The organism is Arsenicibacter sp. R0_47, from assembly GCF_057652235.1.
Genome location: NZ_JBYFCJ010000001.1, coordinates 588,456 through 613,740 on the forward strand (window position 1 = coordinate 588,456; position 25,285 = coordinate 613,740).

Consider the following 25,285-nt stretch of genomic DNA (forward strand, 5'->3'; position numbering starts at 1 on the left):
TCGTTTAATTCTATGAATTTTGTGTACTTGTTTGGAAGTTATCTATTTATCCGGTTACCTTTAGGCCATCATCCACTACGAAGCCTGCACGTACGCTCCTTTTATTGAACCACTATTCAGTTGCTGCTAAACAGGTACAGCCGTAATGGACGCCTGAATAAATCGTCAGCATGGTAAAGCGAATGATCCGGGATGTTTATGCTTAGCCTGGACGGAATTTGTTTGGTAAACCAAAAGGTTATTACTTAATGTAAGTTACTCAAAATCGTTATATGCAACACATTCTACCTACACATTCACTTAACAGAGCCCCGGTCCGCAACGGACTACGGGTCCGGGTGCGCAACCTGGCCCTATTCGCACTATTGCTTTGTCTGGCCTTTTCCGCCCGGGCCCAGAAGCAGATAACCGGTAAGGTGATCGATGCCGCATCCGGCGAAGCACTGGCGGGGGCAACCGTACAAATCAAGGCCGCTAATCAGGGGGCTACTACGGACGCCGAAGGGCGCTACCGGCTGAGTATTCCGGCTACTGTTGCCTCACCGGTTCTGGTTTTTTCCTTTATTGGCTATCAGCCCCTTGAAGTCGCTGCCGGTAACCGCTCGGTAGTAGATGTTAGTTTATCCAATGCCACCAATGCGCTTAATGAAGTGGTGGTGGTAGGTTATGGTGTACAGAACCGTCGGGATATCACCACCGCTATCGGATCGGTGCGGGCGCGGGATATAGCCAACCAGCCGGTTGTCAGCTTTGATAATGCGCTGGCGGCCAAGATCGCCGGCGTACAGGTGACCCAGACGTCGGGGGCGCCCGGCGCTGCACTGCAGGTACGGGTGCGGGGAACGGGGTCAATCAGTGCGGGCCTTGATCCGCTGTATGTTGTTGATGGCGTACCGCTCGCCCGTGATACCAAGTTTGCAACGGGCAGTACCAGTACGCAGTTTCCGGATAACCCGATCAATGTACTGAGTACCATCAATACCGATGATATTGAGAGCATTGAGGTGCTGAAAGATGCGTCTGCTGCGGCTATTTATGGCTCACGGGGCTCTAACGGTGTTGTGCTGCTGACCACCAAACGGGGTAAGGAAGGTAAGACAACCATAAACTACGATACCTACGCAGGCATTCAGAACGTATCTAAAAAGCTCGATCTGCTCAACGCCTATGAATACGCAACGCTCAACGCCGAGGCGAAAAATAATGCCTATATCGACCGTAACCCAACCGGCAAAATAACGGATCCTAATGATGTGCGGCAACGGGGTGTCGGCGCCCCCAGTACGCTTATTCCTCCCCAGGTTGTACCCTACCTGTCAGGGCAGGCCGGATTAACCAATACCGACTGGCAGAATGAAATTTTCCGGTCGGCACCCATTCAGAATCATACGTTATCCATCAGCGGGGGGAATGCCAATGTGCGCTATTACGTCTCCGGTAATTATTTAGATCAGCGCGGCACGGTCATCAATTCAGGGTATAAACGCTATGGTGCACGGGCGAACCTGGACATCAAAAGCGGACGGCTGACGGTTGGCTTTAACCTGAATCCATCCTATTCGTATCACGATCTTATCAAGGCAGAAGGCCCGTATCTGGCCGACGGTATTATCGGGCTTGCGGTGCAGATGGCGCCGATCTGGCCGGTTTATAACGCTGACGGATCGTATAATTTCGACGCCAACGGGTGGGGATACGGTGCCACGTCCATCCTGAATCCGGTAGCAATTGCCAGGGAAGTGAAAGACAAACTCGGTCAGTTACGCCTCCTTGGGAATGCATATGCCCAGTACGATATTGCTACCGGACTTTCGTATCGGTTAAGCCTTGGGGGAGATATCAATAACTTCCAGCGGGACTATTACCGCCCGTCTACCGTCGAAATCCGTGACCGTAAGGGACCGTCTATTCCGACGGGCTTTTCCCGGACCCAGAATGCCATCAACTGGCTGATTGAGCATACCCTGAACTACAATCGTTCGTTCGGGCAACACAATCTGTCGGCACTACTCGGTTTTTCGGCCCAGAAAGACCGCCGTACGGCCACCGAACTAACGGCGACCAACTTCCCGAACGACCTGGTACAAACCCTTAATGCCGGGCAGGTATCGGCCGGTGGTTCCGACATTCAGGAGTGGTCGCTGCTATCGTATCTGGGTCGGGTTCAGTACGATTACGCCGGAAAATACCTGCTGTCAGGAGCGATCCGGGCGGATGCCTCTTCGCGGTTTGGGGCCGCCAACCGCTGGGGGTATTTCCCGAGTGTATCCGCTGGCTGGAACCTCTCGCAGGAAGCATTTCTGAAAAATACGTCGTGGGTCAGTGACCTCAAAATCCGGGTAAGTTACGGGCTTACCGGAAACTTCCAGATCCCGAATTACGGCTCCGTCAGTTTGCTGAACTACCAGAATTATATTCTTGGATCCGATGTACTCGTCAGTGGATTAGCGCCCGGAAACTCCGCCAATGACCGGTTGAAGTGGGAAACAACGGCGATGCTCGATCTTGGTTTTGACGCTAACTTGTTCCGCAATCAGTTAACAGTGACCGTTGATTACTACAATGCCAATACATCCAACTTACTGCTGAACGTGCCGGTTCCGCGAGCATCAGGGTTCAGTACGGAATTACAGAATATCGGTAAAGTCAATAACCAGGGCATTGAGCTTACGCTTGGTACTCAGCAGACCTTCGGGCGTTTCCGGTGGAATGCCAGTGCTAACATCGCCGCCAACCGGAACAAAGTAAAAGCTCTGGGGCCATCCGGCGATCCGATCATCGTGTCCGGCGGGGTAGCGGGGGCGCAGTTTATCACCCGCATCGGCGAACCAATCGGCCAGTACTGGACCATGCAGCTTGATGGTGTTTTCCAGAATCAGGCCGCTGTTGACGGCTATCCGCATACGTCTACAACCAAACCAGGCGATTTCAAATTTGTCGATATCAACAAGGATGGCAAAATAGACTTCAGCAGTGACCGGACAGTAACCGGAAGTTATTTCCCTAAATACACATTCGGGTTCAGTAGCAATCTGTCTTATGCGGATTTTGATCTTGGGGTAACCGTACAGGGCACGCAGGGGAATAAGATCCTGAACCTTATCCGGCGGTATATCTACAACTCCGAAGGGAACGGTAACCAGTTCCGCGGCGCCCTTGACCGGTGGCAGTCAGATACGAACCCCGGTAGCGGGCTGGTCAACCGGGCGAACCGGCTGTCGACCGGCTCTAACGGCGAGATTTCGACATGGCATATCGAAGATGGTTCGTTTGTGCGTATCCGTACGCTGACGCTGGGCTATACACTGCCCAAAACACTGCTACAGCGGTTACGGTTAAACCGGGCCCGTCTGTATGTAACCACCCAGAATCCATTTACTTTCACAAAATACAGCGGCTACAACCCTGAGGTGAGCGCACGGCCGGATAATGCGCTGTCTCCCGGCGAAGATTATGGCACTTATCCCATCGCCCGTACTACATCTGTCGGTCTTAATCTCAGCTTCTGATCTCCCATGCAACTCATGACTCTACATAGTTTACGGAACATCGGCCTGGCTATGGCCGTCTCTGCCTTACTGACCGGCTGTAAGTCCGGATTTCTGGATCTGACACCCCAGTCGCAACCGAATGCCGACAATTTTTACCGGACGGCGAATGATTTCGGCAATGCTGTCAACGGCGCCTACGATGCCCTGCAATCGGCCAATCAGTACGGCGGTGATTTTAACACCCTGCTGGAAGCCAGAAGCGATAATGTGCTTGATAACGACCCCTCGTCCAATGCGGGCCTGCGCTACAACATCGACCGGTTTATCGAACCGACAACCAACACGGTCCTGCGCGATACCTGGGGAAGTCTTTACACCGGAATTAACCGGACCAACTTAATTCTGGATAAAATCGACGCCATCCCGTTTGATGCTACCCTGAAGGCCCGGTATACGGGCGAAGCACAGTTTATCCGGGCACTGTCTTACTTTAATCTGGTGCGGCTGTGGGGCAAGGTGCCATTGGTACTGAAAGCCGGCAGCACGGCCGACGCGCGGGCTTACATCCGGAACGAGGTGACGGACATTTATGCCGCCATTGAAAAAGACCTGACCGCTGCGGCCACGAATCTGCCGGCCAGCTATAGCGGATCGGATGTGGGGCGTGCAACGTCGGGTGCGGCGAAAGCGTTGCTTGGCAAGGTGCTGATTACGGAGCAGAAATATACGCAGGCCGTGCAGGTTTTGCGGGAGGTAGCCAACAGCAATACCTACCGCCTGCTGCCGGCTATTGGCGATGTGTTTGCCGTAGCCAACAAGAACAATGCTGAAATTGTCTTTGCGGTTAAGTTTCGCAAAGGAGTTGGTGGTGTATCTGAAGGCCACGGTCTGTGGTTCGGGACAAACATCGGGGATAATATTGAGAAGTCGTTGCGGTCGGCGTATGCGGCTGATGATAAGCGGTTGCCGCTGATTGCTCAGATCGCTGTGCCCAGCAATGTCAATGTTGTTCCCCGTAAATATTATGATGAGGTTTCGGCAACGAATGATGTTGGTAACGACTACCCGGTTCTCCGGTATGCCGACGTCGTATTGCTGCTTGCGGAAGCGCTTAATGAGGTCGGCTATCAGGCAAACGGGGAAGCACTGCAACTACTGAACCAGATCCGTACGAGAGCCGGGGTGTCGGTTTATACCGCCGCACAACTATCGTCACAGGCGGCCTTCCGCGACGCTGTACTGGCCGAACGCCGCCTGGAGTTCCCGCTTGAAGGCCAGCGTTGGTTTGACCTCATCCGTACCGGTAAAGCCATTGACGCCATAAAGGTGACGGGTATTACAGTGCCTGCCAACCGGCTTATTTACCCGATTCCGCAGTCAGAGATTGATGTGTATAATAATCCGGGAACATTTGCGCAGAATCCGGGCTATTAAACCGGTTAGTCTGTAACGGGAGCACAACCTGCATGTCCCTGCCGGCGGTATTTACAGATACCGTTTGCAGGGACATGCTCATTTAAGGCGTAGTGACGTTCAGGCTAAATTTACTGTTTCCGGTGCCCCTTTGCCGCCGGATGTTGCCATTTTGCGTAATTTGGATGGCATTCATCAAGACTATGAAAAAAATCGCTACGTCGCTTGTTGTGCTGGCTGTTGGGCTGGCCGGTTGTTCATCTAAAGAAAAAGCTGATTTACTCGTAACCAATGCTACGGTCTACACGGCCGATTCGGCCTTTACGACCGCACAGGCGTTTGCGGTGAAAGACGGCAAGTTCGTTGCTGTCGGGACAACCGCCGACCTGACGGCGAAGTTTGACGCTGACAGCATGGCCGATCTGGGCGGGGCACCGGTGTATCCGGGCTTCTTCGATCCGCATTCCCATTTTCTGGGCCTCGGCCAAAAACTGGATCAGGCCGATCTGGTCGATGCAACATCGTATGACGAGGTCATTACCCGCCTGAAAGCCTATGCGCAGCAGCACCCCGATGCCATGTGGATTACCGGCCGCGGCTGGGACCAGAATGACTGGCCCAAAACCGATTCGCCGGTGAGCGGCTTCCCGACCAAAGCTAAGCTGGATGCGGCCTTCCCGAATATCCCCGTGGCGCTGACCCGGATCGACGGCCACGCCCTGCTGGTGAATTCAAAGGCGCTCCAGCTCGCAAAAGTAACGGCTGGTTCCAAACTGGCCGGTGGCGAGGTGGTGCTGCAAGGTACTGACCCGACCGGTGTCCTGGTCGATAATGCCATGAACCTCATTAAGCGGGTAATTCCGAAGCCGGACGATGCCGACAAAACGCGGATGTTGCTGGCAGCGCAGCAGGTTTGTTTTTCGCTGGGCCTTACGTCGGTGTCGGATGCGGGGCTGAACCGCGAAGACATTGAACTGGTCGAGAAGCTGCAAAACGAAAACAAGCTGAAAATCCGCGACTACGTAATGATTTCGATGGGCCTGCCGAACATTGAGTACTACCTCAAAAAAGGCCCTTACCAGACCGACCGCCTGACGGTGAAGTCGTTTAAGCTCTATGCCGACGGGGCGCTTGGTTCACGCGGGGCCTGCCTGCGGAAGCCGTACAGCGACCGTCCCGAAACGGCGGGGTTTCTGTTGTTATCGCCGAAAGAGCTGGAGACGATCCTGACGCAGATTGCCGGCAGTAAATTTCAGGCTAATACGCACTGCATCGGCGACTCGGCCAACCACCTGATTCTGGACTTGTATGGTAAGCTGCTGAAAACCAAAAACGAGCGTCGCTGGCGGATTGAGCATGCGCAGGTGGTTTCGCCCGAAGATTTTCAGAAATTCGGCCTTTATTCGGTGATTCCGTCGGTGCAGCCGACACACGCCACGTCGGACATGTACTGGGCTGCCGACCGGTTAGGCAATGTTCGGGTCAAAGGCGCGTATGCCTTCAAGGATCTCATGAAGCAAAACAACCTGATTGCGTTCGGCAGCGACTTTCCGGTAGAGGCCGTGAACCCGCTGTTCGGCTTCCACTCGGCCGTGGCGCGGCAGGATGCGAAGAACTATCCGGCGGGCGGCTATCAGATGGAAAACGCCGTTGACCGGCAGTCGGCCCTGCTGGCCATGACGCGCTGGGCAGCTTATGCCAATTTTGAAGATCACCTCCGCGGCAGCATCGCCACCGGCAAACAGGCCGATTTTGTGGTACTGGCGCAGGATATTATGAAAATCCCGAACGAGCAGCTGCGGGCCGTTAAGGTCAACCAAACCTGGGTCGGCGGCGAACGCGTTTTCTGATCCGTGATAATCCCTCCCCCCCGTACGGGCGACCCCACGTGGTCGCCCTTTTTGTTGATAAATGGGCGACCACGTGGGGTTAATAAATGGGCGACCACATGGGGTCGCCCGTACGTTTTAAGGCATCATTCCCCATTCAGGCACGGCGAGCAGAGCCGGCAGGGCGGCCAGAAACGTATCCGGCGATTGTTCCAGATGCTGCCGGACGCCGGCTTGTCCCGTCAGCAGGTCAAAGTGATTGGCACCGGTCAGGTTAACGTGTGTGGGGTAGGGTGCCCACGCAAATTGTGCCGGATACATGGTCCGTAACAGATAAATCAGGGACAGTCCCGTCTGTACCGGCCGGAAGGTGGCATAGTCCGTAACGTGCAGCATAATGCCCTGACATAGTTGCCGCGTGAATTTCCCGTCCAACGGGGTAAAAAACAGCGCTCTCGCCCGTATTCCCGCCAGTTCTAGCTGATTAAACGCCCTGGCCAGCCGCACGCCATCGACCCACGGCGCACCACACACCCGGAACGGGTAGGCCGTTCCGCGCCCTTCCGACAGATTGGTTCCTTCCAGAAAGCACAGCGCCTGATAGGTGAACATCGTTCCGGCCGTCGGTATAGCCGGCGACGTCGGCACAAAGGGAACACCCAGGTCGTAAAAAAAAGCCTCCCGCGGCCAGCCTTCAGCCTTCACTACCGTCAGATCAACATCAATGTTCCGGTGCTGCTGCCAGTAAACGGCCAGCTCGCCGACGGTCATTGAGTGCCGGACCGGGATAGCCCAGCGCCCGATAAACGACGATAGATGCGCTTCATCAAGCATCGGTCCTTCGGCAAGGGACAGCCGGCCGCTGAGTGGGTTGGGCCGGTCAAGCACCCACAGCGGTGTCTGGGTACGGGCGCAGGCTTCGAGCGTGTAGGATAATGTCCAGATGTAGGTATAAAACCGGCTGCCGATGTCGGGTAAATCAAACAGCAGCAGGTCCAGCTGGTGCAGCAAATCTTCCGGTGGCCCGAGGCCGGGCCCGTACAGGCTGTAGACCGGCAGACCTGTCAGGTAGTCGGTCGTGTGGGGCTGGGCTTCCCCGTCGGTGCCGGTCGTCTGCAACCCATGTTCCGGTGAAAACAGCACCTCCACCCGAAAGCCGGCTTCCAGGAGCGCCTGCCGGACAGGGATCAGGGCGGTGGTTGTAACAGCATCATTGGTTATCAGACCAATGCGTCTGGTTTTCAGGCAGGTGTGCCCGCGAAGAAAAACGTCAATACCAAACACGGGTGTAAACTGGTAAAAAATTTGGATGAACTGGTAAAATACCGGTTTTAGGGCCGATAAACGAAATCTTTTGCCAACGAAATAGTACGTTTGCTGGCCAAAAGCAGTAGATTTACCTAACTACGGATCACAAACATTATACAAACCTGAACCATGTCTACTCGTCGTTCCTTCTTTCGTCAGGCGGGGGCTGCTGCGGCCAGCGCCATTACCCTGCCCGGATTCATGCCGGAAGCCTATGCGGAAAACCTGCAACGGCATATGCCTGCCCACCTGAGTCCGGCACAACTGGCGCAGGATGAGGATTTCTGGGCATGGATCAAGTCCGATTACACGGTTTCGCCAAACATTCTGAACCTGAACAACGGGGGCGTTTGTCCGCAGCCAAAGATTGTGCAGGATGCGCACATCCGTTTCTATCAGTATGCCAACGAGGCACCGTCGTACTACATGTGGCGGATTCTGGACCAGGGGCGTGAGTCGCTCCGGAGCAAACTGGCCAATCTGGCGGGCTGCTCAGCCGAAGAAATCGCCATTAACCGGAACGCGACCGAGGGCCTGAATACCGTTATCTTCGGCCTGAACCTGAAGCCGGGCGATGAGGTAGTGCTTACCAAACAGGATTACCCGAACATGCTGAACGCGTGGAAACAACGCGAAAAGCGCGACGGGATTAAACTGGTGTACCTGAACCTCGACCTGCCGCAGGAAAACGACGAGTATTTTGTGGAGCAATATACCAAAGCGTTCACGTCGAAAACAAAGGTCGTACACATCACCCACCTCATCAACTGGGTCGGGCAGATTACACCGGTCCGGAAAATTGCCGATGAGGCCCACAAGCGTGGTATCGAAGTAATCGCCGACGGAGCGCATACATTTGGCCTGTTCGACTTTAAAATTCCGGACCTGGGCTGCGATTATTTTGCGTCGAGCCTGCACAAGTGGCTTTGCGCACCGTTTGGCAGCGGGCTGATGTATGTCCGGAAAGACAAGATCAAAAACGTCTGGGCGCTGCTGTCGAACAACGAACCCGACGGGCCGGATATCCGCAAGTTCGAAAGCCTGGGCACCCGTTCGTTTGCCTCCGAAATGGCCATCGGTACCGCCGTTGACTACCACGAAGGCATTGGCACCGCCCGCAAATTTGCCCGCGTCCATTACCTCAAAAACTACTGGGCCGAACGGGTGAAAAACATTCCCGGCGTGCGCCTGCATACCTCGCTGAAACCGGAATATGCCGGTGGCGTGGCCCTGTTTTCCATTGATGGCATGAAGCCCTCGGAGGTGGACAGCGCGCTCTTCAGCCAGCATAAAATCCATACGGTGGGTATTGAGTGGGAGAATATCAAAGGCGTTCGGGTAACACCGCACATCTATACCTCCACCCGCGACCTCGACCGGCTGGTCAATGCCATCGAAGATATTAGCAGCAAACGCAAGAAATCCTGACCGTAGAGCCGCAACATCTTGCGGCTCCGTACGCGTACGCAATTTTTTTTATATTCCGGATAGGCGACAGATTTCATCTTGCGGCTCCGTACGCGTACGCAATTTTTTATATATTCCGGATAGGCGATAGATTTCATCTTGCGGCTCCGTACGCGTAAGCAATATTATTGCCTATATTTAGGAACTCAACGTATCATTACATGTATGAAACGAGTTTTTATAACGGCAATTGGCTGCTTCTGGGCGGTCTTTGCGTCGGCGCAGGTGTATGTAGACGGCGAAAACATTAATCAGAAAGACATTCAGTATTGCCAGCTGTTTGCCACCCGGGCGACACTACTAACCAAAGGGTACTTCTGGATTGATTACGGGCAACCGGGCCGGTCAAATAACTGGCGTAAAACAGAAATTGCCGGTAAAGACGGTAACCCTGTCACGTTTAATTCACCTATGGACGCGCTGAATTTTATGGTCAGAAACGGCTGGGAACTGGTGTCAACGGCGGTTAGCGCCGATAAGGACGGCAATACATCCATATTTACCTATCTGCTGCGGAAAAGGCCGGTGATCGGCGTTGTACCGGAATAAACAGAAAAAGACCGGCCGCCGCCGTCAGGCATCTGATCCTGACGGCGGCGGCCGCGTTATATAAACAGATTAAAATAAAACGGTTTACGCAACGTCCCAGCGGATGTTGACGTCCTGTACAATATCAGGGTGCAGGCTGATGGCAACCGGACAGGTATGGGCAATCTTTTCGAGTTTGGTCCGGGTCGCTTCTTCCGGCAGGCCGGTGGTTGTCCGCAGTGTCAGTTCCACTTCGATCCGGCTGATCCGGCGGGGAGCATCTGTCGACATTACTTTCGTCACGGCCATTTCGCTGCCGGTCAGGTCAACACCGTCGCGGCGGCCGAAAATCGCCATGGTGGTGATGATGCACGTACCCAGCGCATTAGCGACCAGGTCAGTTGGTGAGAATGCTTCGCCCTTGCCCTGATTATCAGTCGGAGCGTCGGTATTGATGAGCGTTCCCGACTGGAGATGTGTGCATTCTGTGCGTAAATCGCCGATGTAATTGATATGAATGGTTGCCATATATGCAGGTCGCCGTGGTTATTAGTAAGAATATGGGTAAAAATAGGGATTCATTACCCAGACTTACAAACTTACACGCCTTAAAAGCAGTTAGGTTGAAAGCCGGGGCACTTGTATTGGATATAAAAGAGAAAGTATTATTTTTATTCGTTGAATTCTACTGTAATGCAAACGATATACAAATGGTGGTGTGTGGCGGTTACGTTTGGGCTGCTGGCATCGGTTAGTGCGAACGGACAGGTAAAGCCAGCTGACAGCGACGATGATAATTACCATTCCGTAACGTCATTGGGAATTACCACGAATACCAATGCGGGCTTGCTCGGCGGATTTGTATTCCGGCAGTCGAAGCTGTTGCCGGGGACATTTCTGGGTAAAAAGCAGTTCCGGTATCTGGCCATTGAAGCGGTAAACGTGAAGCACCCGAAAGAGATTGCTCAGATGGCAAGCTACTCGGGTACGCGGTTTACGTACGGCAAGGAAAACTACCTGTTTGTCATCCGGCCGCAATACGGGCGGGAGATTTCGCTCTTCCAGCGCTCGGCCGATGAGGGTATCACCATCAACGGCATCTTTGCGGTAGGGCCGTCATTAGGTATCATCAAGCCCTATTATGTAGAAATTTCGGAAGGCAACCGGACCCGTACTGTTTCGTATGCAACAGCCGTTAAAAACTCCAGCAGCATCAGTGGTGCCGGTGGTTTTTTCCAGGGCTTCGGCGAGTCGAAATTCACGGTAGGTGTTAACGTAAAAGCCGCCGTCAGTTTTGAATTAAGTGCGTTCCGCAACAACACAACGGGTCTTGAAATCGGCTTCCTGGCCGAAGCATTCCCGCAGAAAATTGTGATTATGCCCGGCGCCCAGAACCGCAGCTTTTTCACGTCCGGCTTCGTAAGCCTTTATTTCGGTTCCAAAAAGTAGAGACGCAATATGTTGCGTCTCAGTCTCAAAACATATCATTAGTTAGTGGTGGCACGATGCTGAGGGGACAGCCCTCCGTTCGTGCCACCACTGTTTCAGGCCATTCCTTATGCGGAAATACATTACGCTCCTGTTCCTGTTGCCGGTCTTAACTTTTGCTCAGCGCCCAAAGCCGGTAAATGTTATTCCATTCCGGCTGACGTCTCATAATAACCTCGCTGTCAAGGTAGTCCTGAACGGGAAAGACACCGTTGATCTAATGTTTCATACTGCCGCCAACGCTGTTACGCTGACGGACGAAGCATTGCAGCGGGTCAAAAGTCTGGTGTTCAGCGGTGCCGATACCGTAAAAAGCTGGGGGGGCAGTCAGAATACATCGCGGTTCAGTAAGCAGAATCTGGTGCAGATCGGCGGACAGTCATGGCCGGACACCCCGATCTGGGAAAACAAAAACTCCGGTCCCGAAACCGACGGTAAGTTCGGCATTGACCTGTTTGCCGGTAACGTCATTGAAATCGATTTCGACAAAAGCCGGCTTGTGATCCACAATACCTTACCCCGCAAGGTAAAGGACTACGAAAAACAACCACTGACGTTCCGCAACGACATGCTGTTTCTGGAAGGCGGTTGTCTGGTTGGCGGGGAAACGCTTCGTAACCGGTTTTTGCTGCACTCGGGTTATTCGGGAGCGTTGTTGTTCGATGATCAGTTTACGAACCAGCATAAGCTGCCCGAAAAGCTCACCATCACCGACGAAAAAGAGCTGAAAGACTCCTTTGGCAACGTCATCAAAACACAAAAGGCGATTTTGCCTGCGTTCATTGTCGGTAAGGAAACCATTACCAATGTGCCGGCCGGTTTCTTCAAGGGTTCGCTCGGTCGTCAGCAAATGAGCATCCTCGGCGGCGAACTGCTGAAGCGCTTTAACCTGATCATTGATGCCAAACGGGAGTTTATTTATCTGAAAAAGAGTCGTTTGGGTTAGCCTTAGCCCATGTCTGCTGTTTTAGGGCGCAGGGAATACAATGATATAACCAGGGCCAATAACACAATTACTGACAGCATGGCAAAGCTGCTGCCCAACTGTCCGGCATCGGTTGATTTACCAAGCTGGTTTGTGATAAACGCCCCCGCGAAAACGCCGGTCATATTCATCAGTCCGTAGGCTGTTGCGCGGCTGCGCGCCGGTACAAACTGACACAGGATCGGCATGTTGTTGGCGTCGAACATGCCGAAGCCTACGCCAAAGCAGAATGCTGCCCCCAGAATGTGCGCCAGTGAATGCCCGAACCCGATCAGCAGCAGCGACGGGATGGTCAGAAACAAGCCAATGGCGCTGGTGTACATCCGGCCCCGGATATTGGTCTGAACCCACCGGTCGGAGAGCAATCCGCCGGCAATTACCCCGATAAACGACGATACGGCAATGGTAATGGTCGACAAAGGGCCGGCCTGCGTCATGTTGATGTTCAGGTTGTTGGCAAACAGCGTCGGCAGCCAGTTTTTGGTTGCCCAGCCCGGCAGACTGGGAATGGCGTAATACAGTAAAATAATCAGGAACGAAGCATTGGTGAGCAGGTGCCGGATGGCCTGAAACGCCGGGAGCCGGTCGGTATCGGCCGGAGCTGGCTGGCCGGCCTGCGGACGGGCTTCTTTCAGAAACAAGAGCAGGACGCCGGCATATACCACACCAACGAGCCCGAAAGCCTGAAAGGTAGTTTGCCACGAATACGAACCGGCGATAGTGGCCCCGAATCCGCCGAGCGCCTGACCCATATACAGGCCCGTCATGTGAATACCCGTTGCCAGCGACCGCGTTCGTGAGCTGTGAACATCAGCGATGAGCGACAGGCCCGCCGGAATGTAAATGGCCTCACTGATACCCATGACTGCCCGCAGCCCGTACAATTGTTCAAAGGTGGTGGCATAGCCCATCAGCAGTGTTACCCCCGACCAGATAAACAGGCTGCCGGTAATGAGCCATTTGCGGTTCAGCCGGTCGGCGATCACGCCCGACAGGGGGCTCATCAGTCCGTAAATCCAGAGAAAAACGGCCATGAGGTTGCCAAAGCTGGTCGCCGATTGCAGTTCGGTAATATCGCCCTGCATGGCCGGCCGCATGGTCGCCAGCATTTGCCGGTCGAGGTAATTCAGCATGGCCACAAACCACAGCAGGCCAACAACAATCCACGGGTAAAGGCTTTTTTTCGGATGCATGTTAAGGTTTCGAAAACGTTTTATCGGGCGAAAAAATGAGTTCACCGGCGGTCTCCCAATGACCGCTCGCCGGGTCCTGCCGTACAAAAACGCAGGTGAACAGCCATTTTACCAGCCGGTAGTCTTTGGTACTGAAGGCACCAACCGGTAGTTTGACCAGGAGTTTATTCCAGCCTTTGTGCAGGGTAATGCTCACCGGCGGGCGCAGCTCATACGGTTCATCGCGGTAAGGTTGTTCCATACCGGAGGGGTGAAGGCCCGGCTGTGTCCACTGCGGCGGACGTATTTCGGCGTCGTTTACCCAGATGCAGCTGCCTTTATAGTCCCACGTTCCGGCCATCGGCGAAGCATCCTTCTCTGACCGGCCGTAGTTATGAAAGTCAATCCAGGCGCCGGCTTGCTGCTCCCCGGGCGAATACACATAGGTGTACGCATAAGCCGTATGGTTTGGCTGCGGCGCATCGAGCCAGGCACGTACTACCTGCGGCCCCCAGGTATGTCGCAGGTAAATGGTCGCGCCGGTAACGTCAATGCCGGGGAAAGTCAGCTGACCGGTTTCCGGCGGGAAAACTGTATTTAACCGGCCGTTATTCGGAAAGGGATTCAGCAACCGCCAGTGTAGCGACTGCTGCCGGACATACGGAAAAGAAAGACCACGGAAATACTGCTTTTTATGGGCCAGCAACCGGTTTTCAAACGCAGCAAAGGCGGTTTTATCGGTCAGCACCACGCCCTGTCCGGTTTCCGGTTGCCCGCCGCCGCGCCATGCCCGTTCGGCAAGCGTCAGCATAAGGGGATAGAACCCGTTCAATGACTCGATCTGCGCTAGGTCTGCGGGTTTCCGGTCGTTCCATACACAGCCAATGGCACCGAGCCGCGTCAGTGATCCTTCGGTCGTATCACACAGGTTCCGCTGGAAAATACCAATCAGATCGGCCTGGGTAGCGGCATGATTAACATACAGATTCCTTGATTCGATGACAGGCATGGGCGGCAGGGGTTTATTGTTGCGGACCCAAAGCTGCCGGATAATGCCGGGTGCCATAGCCGCGCCGGGATACCAGCCAATGACCTGTTTGCCACACTGCTGCACTTCGGCTACCATCTCGCCGACGAACGCGGGGTCTTTAAACGCCACTTCGTCGGTGCCCAGATGCAGGTAGGGTACATCGAACAGGGCGCAGGCTTCACGGATGAGTTTTTTGACCAGCACTTTCCCTTCCGGCGACTGCATGTTGTGGCCCGTTGCCCGTTCGAAGGCGGCGCTGTGGCCGGGCATATCCAGTTCGGGAATCAGCAGGACATGGCGCGCTTTACAGAAACTGACCAGCTCGCGGGCCTGCTGTTTAGTGTAAAATAGACCCGGATCGCGCAGGGTCACGGCCGGATTGGTCAGGTTGGGCAGACTGTCGCTTTGCAGCCGCCAGGCAAGGTCTTCGGTCAGGTGCCAGTGAAATACATTGATCTTGTACGCCGACAGCCGGTCTATGTGTTGCTTAAGCGTGTCGAAGGGAATAAAGCTTCGGCCGGTATCGTGCATAAAACCGCGGACCGGAAACGCCGGATAATCCGTGATATGGCAACCGGCAAAACGCACCGGCCCCGGCTGAAGCAACTGGCGCAGTGTCTGATACGCTCTGAACAGACCGGTCTCGGAGGCGCCGGTCAGGGTAATGCGGCGGCGTGTGATGGTTAGGGTATAGCCTTCCGGCCGCTTGCTGAGTACACCGCCGGAGTCGATCCGTAACACAATGACCGGTTGCGTTCCTGATGGTTTTCCCACGTGTACCGCTGCCTGACTGATTTGCCGGATAAACGCCGCTACTGACTCGCCCACCACTCCGGCTGCCGATACCGTGGGGTGTATGGCTACCGTGCCGGTTAGTATAAATGACTCACGGGTCCACACCAGCCGCTGCGGGGCCGGCAACAATGCCGGAGGTGATTGCGCTGCCAAACGGGTAACGGACAACAGCAGAACGAAAAAAATCAGTAGACGCATCATGGGAGGGGTATGCGGAATGTGGTTAACGGCAGCCCGTCGCTGTTGACTACATTGACGGTTGTAAAGGGTTGCCAGCCATAGTACAGATAGCGCTCCGTGGCTGATGCCTGACCGGTAAGCTGAATGGTTGCGCCATCAGCAACGGCTGTGAGGTCTGTTGTCGGGCCGGTAGCATCGCCAATGGCAAAGCCGTGCACCGGCTGCCCGTTGCCGGTACGCAGACCGTTGCCGGTATCAGACAGGGTCAGTTGCCAGCCGGTGGCTGTCCGGACAAGTTGCCAGGATTTTGGGGCCGACACTAATGTATGTCCGTACGTGCGGATCAGAATCTCCCGTGCCAGCCGTTGGCCGACTGTCTTTTTGTTGGTCGGGTGCACGTCGGTCGGGTGGCCCAGATCGCTGGTAACCGCCATTCCCGTGTAGGGAATCTGTTCTGCCAGTCGCCGCTGGCTGTCACGGAATAAAGGCCAGTGTTCTGATTTATAGCCTTTTTCGGTACTGATAGATGACAGCTGGCAACTGTAAACCGGCAGGTCGGGCTGGTGCCGGTTTTGCCGCCACTGGGCGACCATCGCCGGAAACAAGGTTTCGTGCTGCTGTACACGGGCCAGGCTGAGGGCATTGCTTTCTCCCTGATACCAGAGAATGCCCTTAATTGCCAGTTGATTCAGCGGGGCAATGGCGGCAGCATACAGAAAACCGGGCTTATAAGGATGATTGTACCCCAGGGCATCGCGGGGAACAGCAACATCAGCACGGATTAACGCATCCAGATTTTCATGCCCCCGCTGGATGCACCACGGCTCAATGGCTTGATTTGCCCACCAGTCGCCGCTGAAAAAGACCGACAGCGGACCGTTCGTGACGGGCGGCACCCATGCTTCGGCCGGCGAGCCCCCAACCGCTACGTGAATCAGGCCAATGGGGATGTGCAGCACTTCCTGCAAGGCCAGTCCGGTATAAAAGCCAACGGCTGAAAACGGCCGTGCCGTAACCGAATCGGCGGTTTGCCAGGGCGTTGGGGTGAAATACCTGTCTGGATAAAGGTTAGCTGCCTCGCTGGTGGTGAACGGCTGATTGTATTGAAATGCGCCGGGCAGCCGGTTCCAGAGCCGGATGTGCGGATAGGTGGCCCCCGCCAGTGTCCGGGCCGCAAACTGTTCACGGGCCATTGGAAATGCCATGTTCGACTGACCGGCACAAAGCCATACATCACCGACAAGGATGTTAGTCAGCAGCAGCTGCGCAGTGCCGGCCCGTACACGAAGTTCAGCAGGGATGGCCGAGGCCTTCCGGGCCGGCAGATGCACCTGCCAGCCGGAATCAGGCGCAATACGGACCTTCGCAACCGACGGGCCAAACGAAACGGTAACGGTCTGACCGGGTATACCCCATCCCCAAACCGTTACCGGCTGATCGCGCTGAACCACCATGCCCGATTGCCAGACATCGGCCAACTGAAGTTGCGCCAACCGACGTTGCGGCAACCGCTGTTGCGCCGGAACGGCGGCCGGGCAGGTCAACACCAAGCACAATATGCAAAGAAGGCGCTGCATCATACCAACCGGTTTAGCCGATATGTACCGGCACTTTGGACGCATACCGGTAAAAACCAATCGCATCGAGGTCGGTCAGAAACTGGTCATACTGGCTGGCAGTCATGTTGCGGACCGGCAACCGGAATTCCCCGCAATCGAGGCCGATGGCCCGCATGTAGGCTTTCCCCGTAGCGATACCGCCGTACTTGCCCAGCAGGCGGACAATGGCAATCGAGGCGTCCTGCAATTGCCGGGCCAACTCAAGGTTTCCGGCATCGAAAGCCGCCATGAGATCGTGGTAAAGCGGCGCCGCATAGTTGAACGTACTGCCTACGCCCGCCTGGGCGCCCATCGCCATGGCGGCGAGCAGGATCTCGTCCCAGCCCCACAGCATATCATACTTGCCGTTGTCGAACAGCACACACTGACGGTATTCCATCAGGTCGTTGTGGGTGTATTTGATGCCCAGGAAGTTTGGCAGCCGGTCGCCGAGGCTTTCCAGAAACTGGATCATTGACAGATGAACGCCGGTCAGGGCCGGAATGTGGTAGAAATAAACCCCAAGGTCCGGCACGGCCTCGCCCACCTGCACGCAGAAATCAGCCAGTACGGCAGCATTGGCGGGTTTAAAGTAAAACGGGGCCAGAATCGCCACCGCCTGAAATTCGTTGCGCTGGGCTTCCCTGGCAAGGGAAATGCACTCGGCCAGCGATGTGCCGCCTACCAGCATGATTTTCAGCAGCGACGGCTGGTCAATTTCACCCCAGGCACGGAGCAGGGCTACTTTTTCGTCGGTGGTCAGCGAGACGCCCTCGCCGGTTGATCCGCCGATAAAGGCCCCCTTAATGCCATTCGCGACCAGCAGCTGTGCATACTGATCAATGACCGACAGTTTCAGGCTGCCATCCGCCCGCATCGGCGTAAACGGTGCCGCAATTAATCCGTTGATTTTCATTTTATTATTGAGTGGATGAGTGATTGAGCGATTGAGTGAATTTCCAAACTCACTCAATCGCTCAATCACTCAATAAATTAATAGCCCGGTGTTTGGGTGAGTTTGGGGTCGGTGTTGAGCATGGAAACCGAGACGGGGAGCTGGAGCTTGAAGGGCTGGGCCGATGGCAGGTAGGTCTGGCTTACGTTTTTGAATACAAACGCATTGCCGGCCCGCCGCAGCGCAAACCACCGTTTGCCCTCCGCAATAAACTCCCGCAGGTTTTCGTCCAGGATGGCGTCCATGTTCGCCTGCTGATCGCCGTTGGTGTAAGGCGTGTAACCGGTACCATAGGCCCGTGCGCGGATCGCGTTGATGTCGGCCGACGGATCGTTGCCCAGTTTGGTATTGGCTTCGGCCAGCAGTAACAGCACATCAGCGTACCGGTATACCGGAAAGTCGTTGTCGTAGAGCTGCGTACCGGCATCAACACGACCGATAAACTTGGTCAGCAGGACACCCGCAACCGGATTGCCCGCCGTTGTCCGGTGCATGGTGCGGAAGGTTACCCGCATCCGCCGGTCGGCCGGAATGTTCAGCCGTGTAATCATTGCCTGCGATAGACCCACCCGACTCGCTCCGGCCACATACGGATAGGCCGAACTGACCGTTGCGGAAGTGCTTGTGCCCGGATCAAGGACCAGGGTACCGGCCTGGGTGGTATTCACCAGAAAACTGCCGTAGGCTCCCTGCGTTGCTTCGTTTTTCTCGAAGCTGAGTGCAAAGATGATCTCACGGTTATTGGTTTCCTTCGTCGGATCAAAGACGTCGGCGTAGGCAGCCTGCAGGCTCAGTGCCGGGATTGCCTTTACCTCTTCCAGTGCGGTTTTGGCAGCGGTCAGGTCTGCATTGCCGCCGCCCATGAGGGTGCCCGACCACAGATAAACGTCGCCTTTCAGCGTCAGGGTAGCCGCGCGGTTCCAGTACACCCGCTTGGCTGTGAAGGCGTTATTGCCCGAAAATAAGGTCAGAGACTGGTCCAGGTCGCTTTTGATCAGTGCCATTACTTCCTCCGGCTTCGCCCGTTCGCGATACAGGTCGGTCAGGCTGTTGACGGCCGACACCGGCTCTGTTGTAATGGGGACGCCGCCCCATGTCCGCAGCAGTGTGAAGTACACATAGGCCCGTAAACCATACATTTCGGCCAGCGCGGCTTTACGCTGAGCGTCGGCCAGAGGCGCCTGCGGAAAGAGCTTGATTACCGTGTTGATCCGGTCGAGGAGGTTGTAGAAACCGCCCCAGTTGCCCGCCGGTACGTTGGTCGCGCTGATGTTGTGCGACCAGTATTGTTTGAGGCCTGTGTCTTCCGATTCGGTAAAGAGGCCGTCAGCCCAGATCTCCGACCGCATTTCGCCCAGATTGACGAGTGTACTGTGGTAGCCCCGCAGTGAGGCATATACGCCGGTATAGAGCGTCATGGCGGCGTTCGGATCGGAGAGGGCCAGTTGCTGATTCAGCGAGGTTTGCGGAATGACCTCATCTAACTGTTGCTGGCAGGAGAAAAGCCCTGAGCTCAGGCTTAATCCGGCGATTATGAGTAGCTTATGAAGTTTCATGCTGTTTTTCGGGTTTACAACGATACGGTAGCACCAAGGGTGAGCACGCGCGGCAGCGGGAAACGGCCCACGTCATTGCCGCCCACTTCGGGGAAGGTGCCGTTGTAGCGCGTCAGATAGAGCAGATTAGAGCCGGTGGCAAACACGCGGAGGCTTTTTACCCGGTCGCGCGAGAGGCGGGTCATGAGCGATTGCGGCATGTCGTAGCTCAGGGTCAGTTCGCGCATGGCTACGTAATTGCCTTTTTGCCAGAAGTTGGCCGGTGCGGTGGTACTGCCACCGGCATCCGTGAAGTAGTTCCGGCCGTAGTTTGCCCAGTAGTACCGTGGCAGCGTGCCGTCCGGCGTTTCCGGCGACCAGGTCTTTGTTACGTCAACCGGCCCGTTCTGAGAACCCTGTACCTGCGACATACCGCGCAGATACATCTGATTGGCAATGACAAAGCCCAGGGAGTAATCGAACTGACCGAAGAGCGTAAAGCCTTTCCATTGTAAGGTCGTTGAAAAACCACCCTGCACGGTCGGCGTTGTCCGGCCGACGAACACAAAATCGCGGTAGTCGAGCGTATCGTTGCGGTCGAGATCACGCCAGCGGGCATCGCCCAGGAGCTTGATACGTTTGTTGGTATACGGCAGGTAGGTGTTTACGAAGTTCGCGCGGGCGTCGATGTCGGCCTGCGTTTTGTAAATGCCGTCGTACACCGGTGCCCAGATTTCGTCGAGGCCGATGCGTTTGCCTTCCTGCAAACCGCCTACCCAGACCACCTTGCCCTGTGCCGGATCATAGACCTGAACGGCACTTTGCCGGTTACGGTCGAGTCCGTTGTTGGGTAGCTTAACGGCGTAGTTCTTAACATGGAAGAGGTTCGCACCTACGCTCCACGACAGGCCGCGCGGATGGCTGGCTTTCAGAATATTGCCCCGTACTTCCAGCTCAATACCCCGGTTCTGCAACTGTCCCAGATTGGTCTGGTAGCTGCTGTAGCCCGTCCACGCCGGAATGGTCAGCGAACTGATTTTGTCGTATACATTCCGGATAAAATAATCGGCCAGAATCGTTACGCGGTTGTTCAGCAAGCCAAGGTCAAGACCGAAGTTCAGCGTGTTGGCGCGTTCCCATTTCAGGTTGGTATTAACAATGCTGCCTGCCGCAAAGCCCGGCTGCCCGTTGTAGATACCCACGTTGCCGTATTGCGGGATTGTGGCAAAATCGCCCAGGGGGGTGATGCTGCCGTTTTCGCCCCAGCTGATGCGGGGTTTCAGGGTCGTAATGTACCGGCTCAGCGCTGATTTGGTAAAAAAGTCTTCGTAGTGCATGTTCCAGCCGAGCGACATGCCGGGGAAGAAGCCATACTGGTTGGTGGTCAGCTTTGACGTACCGTCGTAGCGGGCGTTCAGGGTTAGCAGGAAGCGGTTATCGTAGGTATAATTGATCCGGCCGATGCCCGAAACCAGCCGCTGCCAGCTTGAAAAGGCTGATGACGGAATACCGACTGCCGCCGTTGAGGCCGATAGCCACGGAATGAAGTCGGTAGCTGCGAGGTTGGCCGAGGCGCCATAGTCGTACTGCCGGAACTCAAAGAACTCGCCGCCGGCCAGGGCCGAAACGGTGTGTTTCCCAAACGTTTTATCATATTGCAAAAAGCCGTTGTACTGATACTGGCCAACCCGCTGGTTGCTGAACGACGCATTGCGTGTACTGACCAGCGCGCCGCCCGTGCCGTTGATGTAGGCTTTGGTGAAACTGTCGCTGTTGGTATACCGGTAGAAGCCTGATGCCGAGCCCAGTAACTTCAGCTCCGGCAGGATCCGGTACTCGATGTTGAGGCCACCGCTATATCGCTGTTCCAGTGTCTGGTTCAGGAATTTGTCCTGAAAATAAGCCGGATTACCCAGGGTGCTGCCATCGACGCCCGGCAGAATAGCTCCCGTCTGATCGTGGGTCAGGCGGACCGTCGGGGCAATGCCCGTGAACCGCTGAATAATCCCGCCGCCGACCCCGCCACCGCCGTCGGCAGTCAGGTAAGACGGGCTGTTTTTGGTGCTGTAACCGGCCAGATTGAGCGATACCGTCAGGTTTTTACCCACATTCAGTCCGCCGTTGAAGTTCATATTCATCCGCTTGAAGGCCGAGCCGATAAGCATCCCGACATCACTCAGATTGCCGACGCCCAGCGCGAAATTGCCCTGGTCGTTCCCGCCCGATACGTTCAGGTAGTGCTCATTTAGGTTGCTTTGCTGAAGAATCAGGTCTTCGAGCTGCCGCTGCGTTATCGACCGGAACAGGAGGGTATCCATCTGAGCGGCATTAAACGGGTTCTTGTGGATCAGCATCCGGTATTGCGGATCGCCCAGTAGGGTACGGTTGCTGTTCGAGAGCAGCTGCGTTGAGTACTTGCCGTCGGGAGCTGTCCAGCCGGAGTTGGTGCCCCAGCCCCACGCCCCTGCCAGCTGGTTGCGGGCGTTGTTCATTTCAGCGGTGTTGTTGTCGGCCCGTGCGGCTTCGAAACGCGCCGCCAGTCCGCGCCGGTTCCAGAGAATATAATCTTCGGCACTCATGTAGTCAAGCGGGTTGCGCCGGATGTAGTTGGTGGCCCGCTTGTAGCTGTACGTCACCTGCGTACGTCCTTTTTTACCTTTTTTCGTCGTTACCAGAATAACCCCGTTGGAGGCCCGTGCGCCATAAATCGCTGTTGAGGCGGCATCTTTCAGGAGGTCAATCGTTTCCACATCTTCCATGTTGATGCCGTAGAGCGACGGCACAATCACGCCGTCGATAATGACCAGCGGCGAACCGGAGCCGCTGAAGTCGGTGCCTCCCCGGAACGAAATGGCGGGTGTTGAGCCCGGCTGACCAGTCGTCTGCTGAATCCGCAGCCCCGGCACGGTGCCTTGCAGGGCGGTGGCCACGTTAGTACGCGGTACCGATTTAAAAACCGTCGGGTCAACTGTAGCGACGGAGCCGGTCAGGGTACGGCGGCTTTGCTGCCCGTAGCCGACCACCACTACCTCGTCGAGGCTCTTGGCGCTTTCGGTCAGCTGCATAGTCACGGCTGACTGATCGTTCAGGGTGATTTCCTGCGTGGTCATGCCGATCAGCGAGAAAACGAGTACATCGCCCTTATCTGCGCTGATTGAAAAACGGCCGTCGGCGTTCGTGACGGTTCCGCGGGTTGTGCCTTTGATCGTTACGTTGACGCCTGGCAATGCTTCGGCAGTACGGCCATCCCGTACCACACCAGTAAAAGGTTTAGGCTGTGCCATGCCTATCGTCGATAAGAACAGACCGACGATAAGTATGACATAATAGCTGCTGAGGAGCTTGTTAGTATAAAGATGCCACATACGAATAATAATTTTTGCATTATGTATGACTTGACAAAGGTATTATGTATTATTTAATATTCGCAACAGGCCTGTTAAAATTATTTTTTCGCGTATATTTTTTGTTTTTCGGATATGAATCTAAATTTGTCGCACTATTAAGTTATACATAATATGGATTACGCGAACATGCATGATGACCTGCGCTTACATGAGCAGACATCATTGGTTGATAAGGCCGAGACCGAGTTACTGGATTTCTTTCAGGAGCAGCAATACAAAACCGGTGATGTGATTCCGAAAGAGGTCGAACTCGCGGTTCAGCTGGGCGTAAGCCGTACGGTGATCCGCGAAGCCCTGCAACGGCTGCGGATGCGCGGGATGGTGGAGACGAAAAAAAAGCGGGGGACGGTCATTACGAACCCCGACCTGCTGTCGCTGCTCGAAAAAACGATGTATCCCGGGATTCTGGCCGACGAAACCCTGCGCGATATTTTTGAACTCCGGCTGGTACTGGAAATCGGCATGGGCGATCTGCTGTTCGAACGCATCACCCAGCGCGACATCGACGAGCTGTATGCCATCGTGGCCGATGAGCCGGTCAATACCGAGGAAATGATTTTTAACGCCGATCAGGAGGTGCGTTTCCACGGCAAGCTCTACGAAATTACGGGCAACCACACGCTCATGCGGTTCCAGCAGATGCTCCTGCCGACATTTGAGTATGTCCACAAAAGCGGCTTGCTGAAAAAGCAGGTGCAGCATAAAAAGTTTGTATCGCACCGGGGGCTGGTGGATATTCTGCAGCACGGTACTGCGGAGACGTTCCGCAACGCGATGCGCAATCATTTTGAGAATCACTTTCAACGTTTGTTTTAACGCATGTTTCCGCATATTATCCTTGCGGCGGGCCTGTTACTGGGTTGCCGTCAGGCGCAGCCTGTAGCCGCCGCGCCCCCTTATGTTGCTCCGGCAGCGGCCGGAACGGTCTTACCTGATGAGGTAACCGTGTTCAGTAACGGCACTGATGGCTATCTGTGCTACCGGATTCCGGCCATTGTCAACGCACCGGACGGTACTTTGCTGGCGTTTGCCGAAGGACGCAAAACCGACTGCGGCGATTTCGGCAACGTCGATATTGTGCTTCGGACCAGCCGTGATCAGGGTAAAACGTGGTCGCCGCTGTCGGTGGCCGTTGATTATGGCACCAATCAGGCGGGTAACGCGGCACCGGTTTTCGACCTGACTGATCCGCGCTATCCCGACGGCCGGTTGTTTCTGGTGTATAACACAGGCGTGGCGTCGGAAGGCGATGTCCGGAACGGCAAAGCGATCCGTGAGGTATGGTATGTGACCAGTACCGATCTGGGTAAAACGTGGTCGGCACCGGTCAACATTACGACGCAGGTAAACCGGCCCAATAAACCGGAAGCAAACCCTGCCTACACGTTTAAGGAAGACTGGCGGTCCTATGCCAACACGCCCGGCCATGCCTTGCAGTTGAGCCAGGGCCGGTATCGCGGCCGGTTGTTTGTGGCAGCGAATCACTCGGCCGGTCCCCCGCAGGCGCAGTTCCGCGACTACAGCGCCCACGGATTTTACTCCGACGACCACGGCAGCAGCTGGAAACTGAGCCCGACCGTAGCTTATCCGGGCAGCAACGAGAGCATCGCCGCCGAAACCCGCGACGGCGGTATACTGATGAACATGCGCAATCAGTCGGGAGACGTAAAAAGCCGGTTGCTGGCCTACTCGCCGACCGCCGGTGAACGCTGGAACGACGTAATTGTATCTACGGATTTACCCGATCCGGTTTGCCAGGGATCAATGATTAATTACAAAACGCCCTCCGGACAACCGGCGCTGTTGTTTGTGAACCCCAACAGCCAGACCAAACGCGAAAAGCTAACGATCCGGATGAGTCAGGACGATGGCAAAAGCTGGTCGCAGGGGAAGGAAATTTACGGTGGTTCGTCGGCTTACTCCGATCTGGTTATCCAGCAAAACGGTCAGGTCGGTGTCCTCTACGAACGCGACAACTACCAGACAATCACCTACGCAAGCTTCAGTTTCTAAACAGCTTAACGCCGTGGTAGCGCTTTCTGCCTTTCACCGCGCGGTGGCCGGACTGTGTGTCCCACCCGCTCTTTCTGTCTTTCGCTCTTTC

General features: G+C 55.3%; 17 protein-coding genes. 9 read left to right on the forward strand and 8 right to left on the reverse strand.

Going from position 1 to position 25,285, the window contains the following annotated elements:
- Positions 1–272 precede the first annotated feature (272 nt).
- The 3 genes from AC23NW_RS02405 (at position 273) to AC23NW_RS02415 (ending at position 6,754) form a co-directional block, all read left to right on the forward strand.
- Complete coding sequence (locus AC23NW_RS02405; RefSeq protein WP_487447460.1) at positions 273–3,509, forward strand: SusC/RagA family TonB-linked outer membrane protein; 3,237 nt, start codon at positions 273–275, stop codon at positions 3,507–3,509.
- Between the two features lie 6 nt (positions 3,510–3,515).
- On the forward strand, positions 3,516–4,925 hold the full coding sequence (locus AC23NW_RS02410) for a RagB/SusD family nutrient uptake outer membrane protein (RefSeq protein ID WP_487447461.1): 1,410 nt from the start codon (positions 3,516–3,518) through the stop codon (positions 4,923–4,925).
- Positions 4,926–5,107: 182 nt separating this feature from the next.
- Positions 5,108–6,754, forward strand: coding sequence for an amidohydrolase (locus AC23NW_RS02415; protein ID WP_487447463.1), 1,647 nt, complete (start codon positions 5,108–5,110; stop codon positions 6,752–6,754).
- Positions 6,755–6,871: 117 nt separating this feature from the next.
- On the opposite strand, the gene AC23NW_RS02420 is transcribed toward AC23NW_RS02415, so the two are convergent.
- Positions 6,872–8,017: an exo-beta-N-acetylmuramidase NamZ family protein gene (locus AC23NW_RS02420; protein WP_487447465.1), complete on the reverse strand. Its 1,146-nt coding sequence runs from the start codon at positions 8,015–8,017 to the stop codon at positions 6,872–6,874.
- 153 nt (positions 8,018–8,170) lie between these two features.
- Here AC23NW_RS02420 and AC23NW_RS02425 point away from each other — a divergent pair, with 153 nt between their 5' ends.
- Positions 8,171–9,469 carry an aminotransferase class V-fold PLP-dependent enzyme gene (locus tag AC23NW_RS02425; RefSeq protein WP_487447467.1) on the forward strand — a complete coding sequence of 433 codons (1,299 nt, stop codon included), beginning with the start codon at positions 8,171–8,173 and terminating at the stop codon, positions 9,467–9,469.
- Positions 9,470–9,673: 204 nt separating this feature from the next.
- Positions 9,674–10,057, forward strand: a complete 384-nt coding sequence (locus AC23NW_RS02430; RefSeq protein WP_487447469.1) for a hypothetical protein — start codon at positions 9,674–9,676, stop codon at positions 10,055–10,057.
- An 84-nt stretch (positions 10,058–10,141) separates the two neighbouring features.
- Here the strand turns inward: AC23NW_RS02430 and AC23NW_RS02435 are convergent, their stop codons facing one another.
- Entirely contained in the window at positions 10,142–10,564 is a 423-nt protein-coding gene (locus AC23NW_RS02435; protein ID WP_487447471.1) for an OsmC family protein, read from the reverse strand.
- A gap of 165 nt (positions 10,565–10,729) precedes the next feature.
- Between AC23NW_RS02435 and AC23NW_RS02440 the strand changes: the two genes are divergently transcribed.
- Both AC23NW_RS02440 and AC23NW_RS02445 read left to right on the forward strand, forming a co-directional pair.
- A complete protein-coding gene (locus AC23NW_RS02440; protein WP_487447472.1) occupies positions 10,730–11,485 on the forward strand; it encodes a hypothetical protein in 756 nt (251 codons plus the stop codon).
- A gap of 109 nt (positions 11,486–11,594) precedes the next feature.
- Complete coding sequence (locus AC23NW_RS02445) at positions 11,595–12,470, forward strand: hypothetical protein (RefSeq protein WP_487447474.1); 876 nt, start codon at positions 11,595–11,597, stop codon at positions 12,468–12,470.
- Positions 12,471–12,472: 2 nt separating this feature from the next.
- On the opposite strand, the gene AC23NW_RS02450 is transcribed toward AC23NW_RS02445, so the two are convergent.
- The 6 genes from AC23NW_RS02450 to AC23NW_RS02475 form a co-directional block, all read right to left on the reverse strand.
- Positions 12,473–13,702 (reverse strand): MFS transporter, encoded by a 1,230-nt coding sequence (locus AC23NW_RS02450; RefSeq protein WP_487447475.1) that lies wholly within the window; start codon positions 13,700–13,702, stop codon positions 12,473–12,475.
- A 1-nt stretch (position 13,703) separates the two neighbouring features.
- Complete coding sequence (locus AC23NW_RS02455; RefSeq protein WP_487447476.1) at positions 13,704–15,707, reverse strand: family 20 glycosylhydrolase; 2,004 nt, start codon at positions 15,705–15,707, stop codon at positions 13,704–13,706.
- The gene (locus AC23NW_RS02460; RefSeq protein ID WP_487447477.1) at positions 15,704–17,266 is read right to left on the reverse strand and encodes a sialate O-acetylesterase; all 1,563 of its coding nucleotides are present in this window, start codon (positions 17,264–17,266) and stop codon (positions 15,704–15,706) included. Before AC23NW_RS02460 ends, AC23NW_RS02455 begins: the two co-directional genes overlap by 4 nt.
- Positions 17,267–17,276: 10 nt before the next feature.
- Positions 17,277–18,200 carry a dihydrodipicolinate synthase family protein gene (locus AC23NW_RS02465; protein ID WP_487447478.1) on the reverse strand — a complete coding sequence of 308 codons (924 nt, stop codon included), beginning with the start codon at positions 18,198–18,200 and terminating at the stop codon, positions 17,277–17,279.
- 77 nt (positions 18,201–18,277) lie between these two features.
- A complete protein-coding gene (locus tag AC23NW_RS02470; protein ID WP_487447479.1) occupies positions 18,278–19,795 on the reverse strand; it encodes a RagB/SusD family nutrient uptake outer membrane protein in 1,518 nt (505 codons plus the stop codon).
- 14 nt (positions 19,796–19,809) lie between these two features.
- Positions 19,810–23,139: a SusC/RagA family TonB-linked outer membrane protein gene (locus AC23NW_RS02475; RefSeq protein WP_487447480.1), complete on the reverse strand. Its 3,330-nt coding sequence runs from the start codon at positions 23,137–23,139 to the stop codon at positions 19,810–19,812.
- 153 nt (positions 23,140–23,292) lie between these two features.
- On the opposite strand from AC23NW_RS02475, the gene AC23NW_RS02480 reads away from it, so the two are divergent.
- Positions 23,293–23,997 carry a FadR/GntR family transcriptional regulator gene (locus tag AC23NW_RS02480; RefSeq protein WP_293833372.1) on the forward strand — a complete coding sequence of 235 codons (705 nt, stop codon included), beginning with the start codon at positions 23,293–23,295 and terminating at the stop codon, positions 23,995–23,997.
- 3 nt (positions 23,998–24,000) lie between these two features.
- Positions 24,001–25,194 (forward strand): sialidase family protein, encoded by a 1,194-nt coding sequence (locus AC23NW_RS02485; RefSeq protein WP_487447481.1) that lies wholly within the window; start codon positions 24,001–24,003, stop codon positions 25,192–25,194.
- Positions 25,195–25,285: the final 91 nt, after the last annotated feature.

What these genes read in the sequence shown, in the direction of transcription:
- AC23NW_RS02405 (WP_487447460.1), top strand. Translation starts at nt 273, where the DNA reads ATGCAACACATTCTACCTACACATTCACTTAACAGAGCCCCGGTCCGC.
- AC23NW_RS02410 (WP_487447461.1), top strand. Translation starts at nt 3,516, where the DNA reads ATGCAACTCATGACTCTACATAGTTTACGGAACATCGGCCTGGCTATG.
- AC23NW_RS02415 (WP_487447463.1), top strand. Translation starts at nt 5,108, where the DNA reads ATGAAAAAAATCGCTACGTCGCTTGTTGTGCTGGCTGTTGGGCTGGCC.
- AC23NW_RS02425 (WP_487447467.1), top strand. Translation starts at nt 8,171, where the DNA reads ATGTCTACTCGTCGTTCCTTCTTTCGTCAGGCGGGGGCTGCTGCGGCC.
- AC23NW_RS02430 (WP_487447469.1), top strand. Translation starts at nt 9,674, where the DNA reads ATGAAACGAGTTTTTATAACGGCAATTGGCTGCTTCTGGGCGGTCTTT.
- AC23NW_RS02435 (WP_487447471.1), bottom strand. Translation starts at nt 10,564, where the DNA reads ATGGCAACCATTCATATCAATTACATCGGCGATTTACGCACAGAATGC.
- AC23NW_RS02440 (WP_487447472.1), top strand. Translation starts at nt 10,730, where the DNA reads ATGCAAACGATATACAAATGGTGGTGTGTGGCGGTTACGTTTGGGCTG.
- AC23NW_RS02445 (WP_487447474.1), top strand. Translation starts at nt 11,595, where the DNA reads ATGCGGAAATACATTACGCTCCTGTTCCTGTTGCCGGTCTTAACTTTT.
- AC23NW_RS02450 (WP_487447475.1), bottom strand. Translation starts at nt 13,702, where the DNA reads ATGCATCCGAAAAAAAGCCTTTACCCGTGGATTGTTGTTGGCCTGCTG.
- AC23NW_RS02455 (WP_487447476.1), bottom strand. Translation starts at nt 15,707, where the DNA reads ATGATGCGTCTACTGATTTTTTTCGTTCTGCTGTTGTCCGTTACCCGT.
- AC23NW_RS02460 (WP_487447477.1), bottom strand. Translation starts at nt 17,266, where the DNA reads ATGATGCAGCGCCTTCTTTGCATATTGTGCTTGGTGTTGACCTGCCCG.
- AC23NW_RS02465 (WP_487447478.1), bottom strand. Translation starts at nt 18,200, where the DNA reads ATGAAAATCAACGGATTAATTGCGGCACCGTTTACGCCGATGCGGGCG.
- AC23NW_RS02470 (WP_487447479.1), bottom strand. Translation starts at nt 19,795, where the DNA reads ATGAAACTTCATAAGCTACTCATAATCGCCGGATTAAGCCTGAGCTCA.
- AC23NW_RS02475 (WP_487447480.1), bottom strand. Translation starts at nt 23,139, where the DNA reads ATGTGGCATCTTTATACTAACAAGCTCCTCAGCAGCTATTATGTCATA.
- AC23NW_RS02480 (WP_293833372.1), top strand. Translation starts at nt 23,293, where the DNA reads ATGGATTACGCGAACATGCATGATGACCTGCGCTTACATGAGCAGACA.
- AC23NW_RS02485 (WP_487447481.1), top strand. Translation starts at nt 24,001, where the DNA reads ATGTTTCCGCATATTATCCTTGCGGCGGGCCTGTTACTGGGTTGCCGT.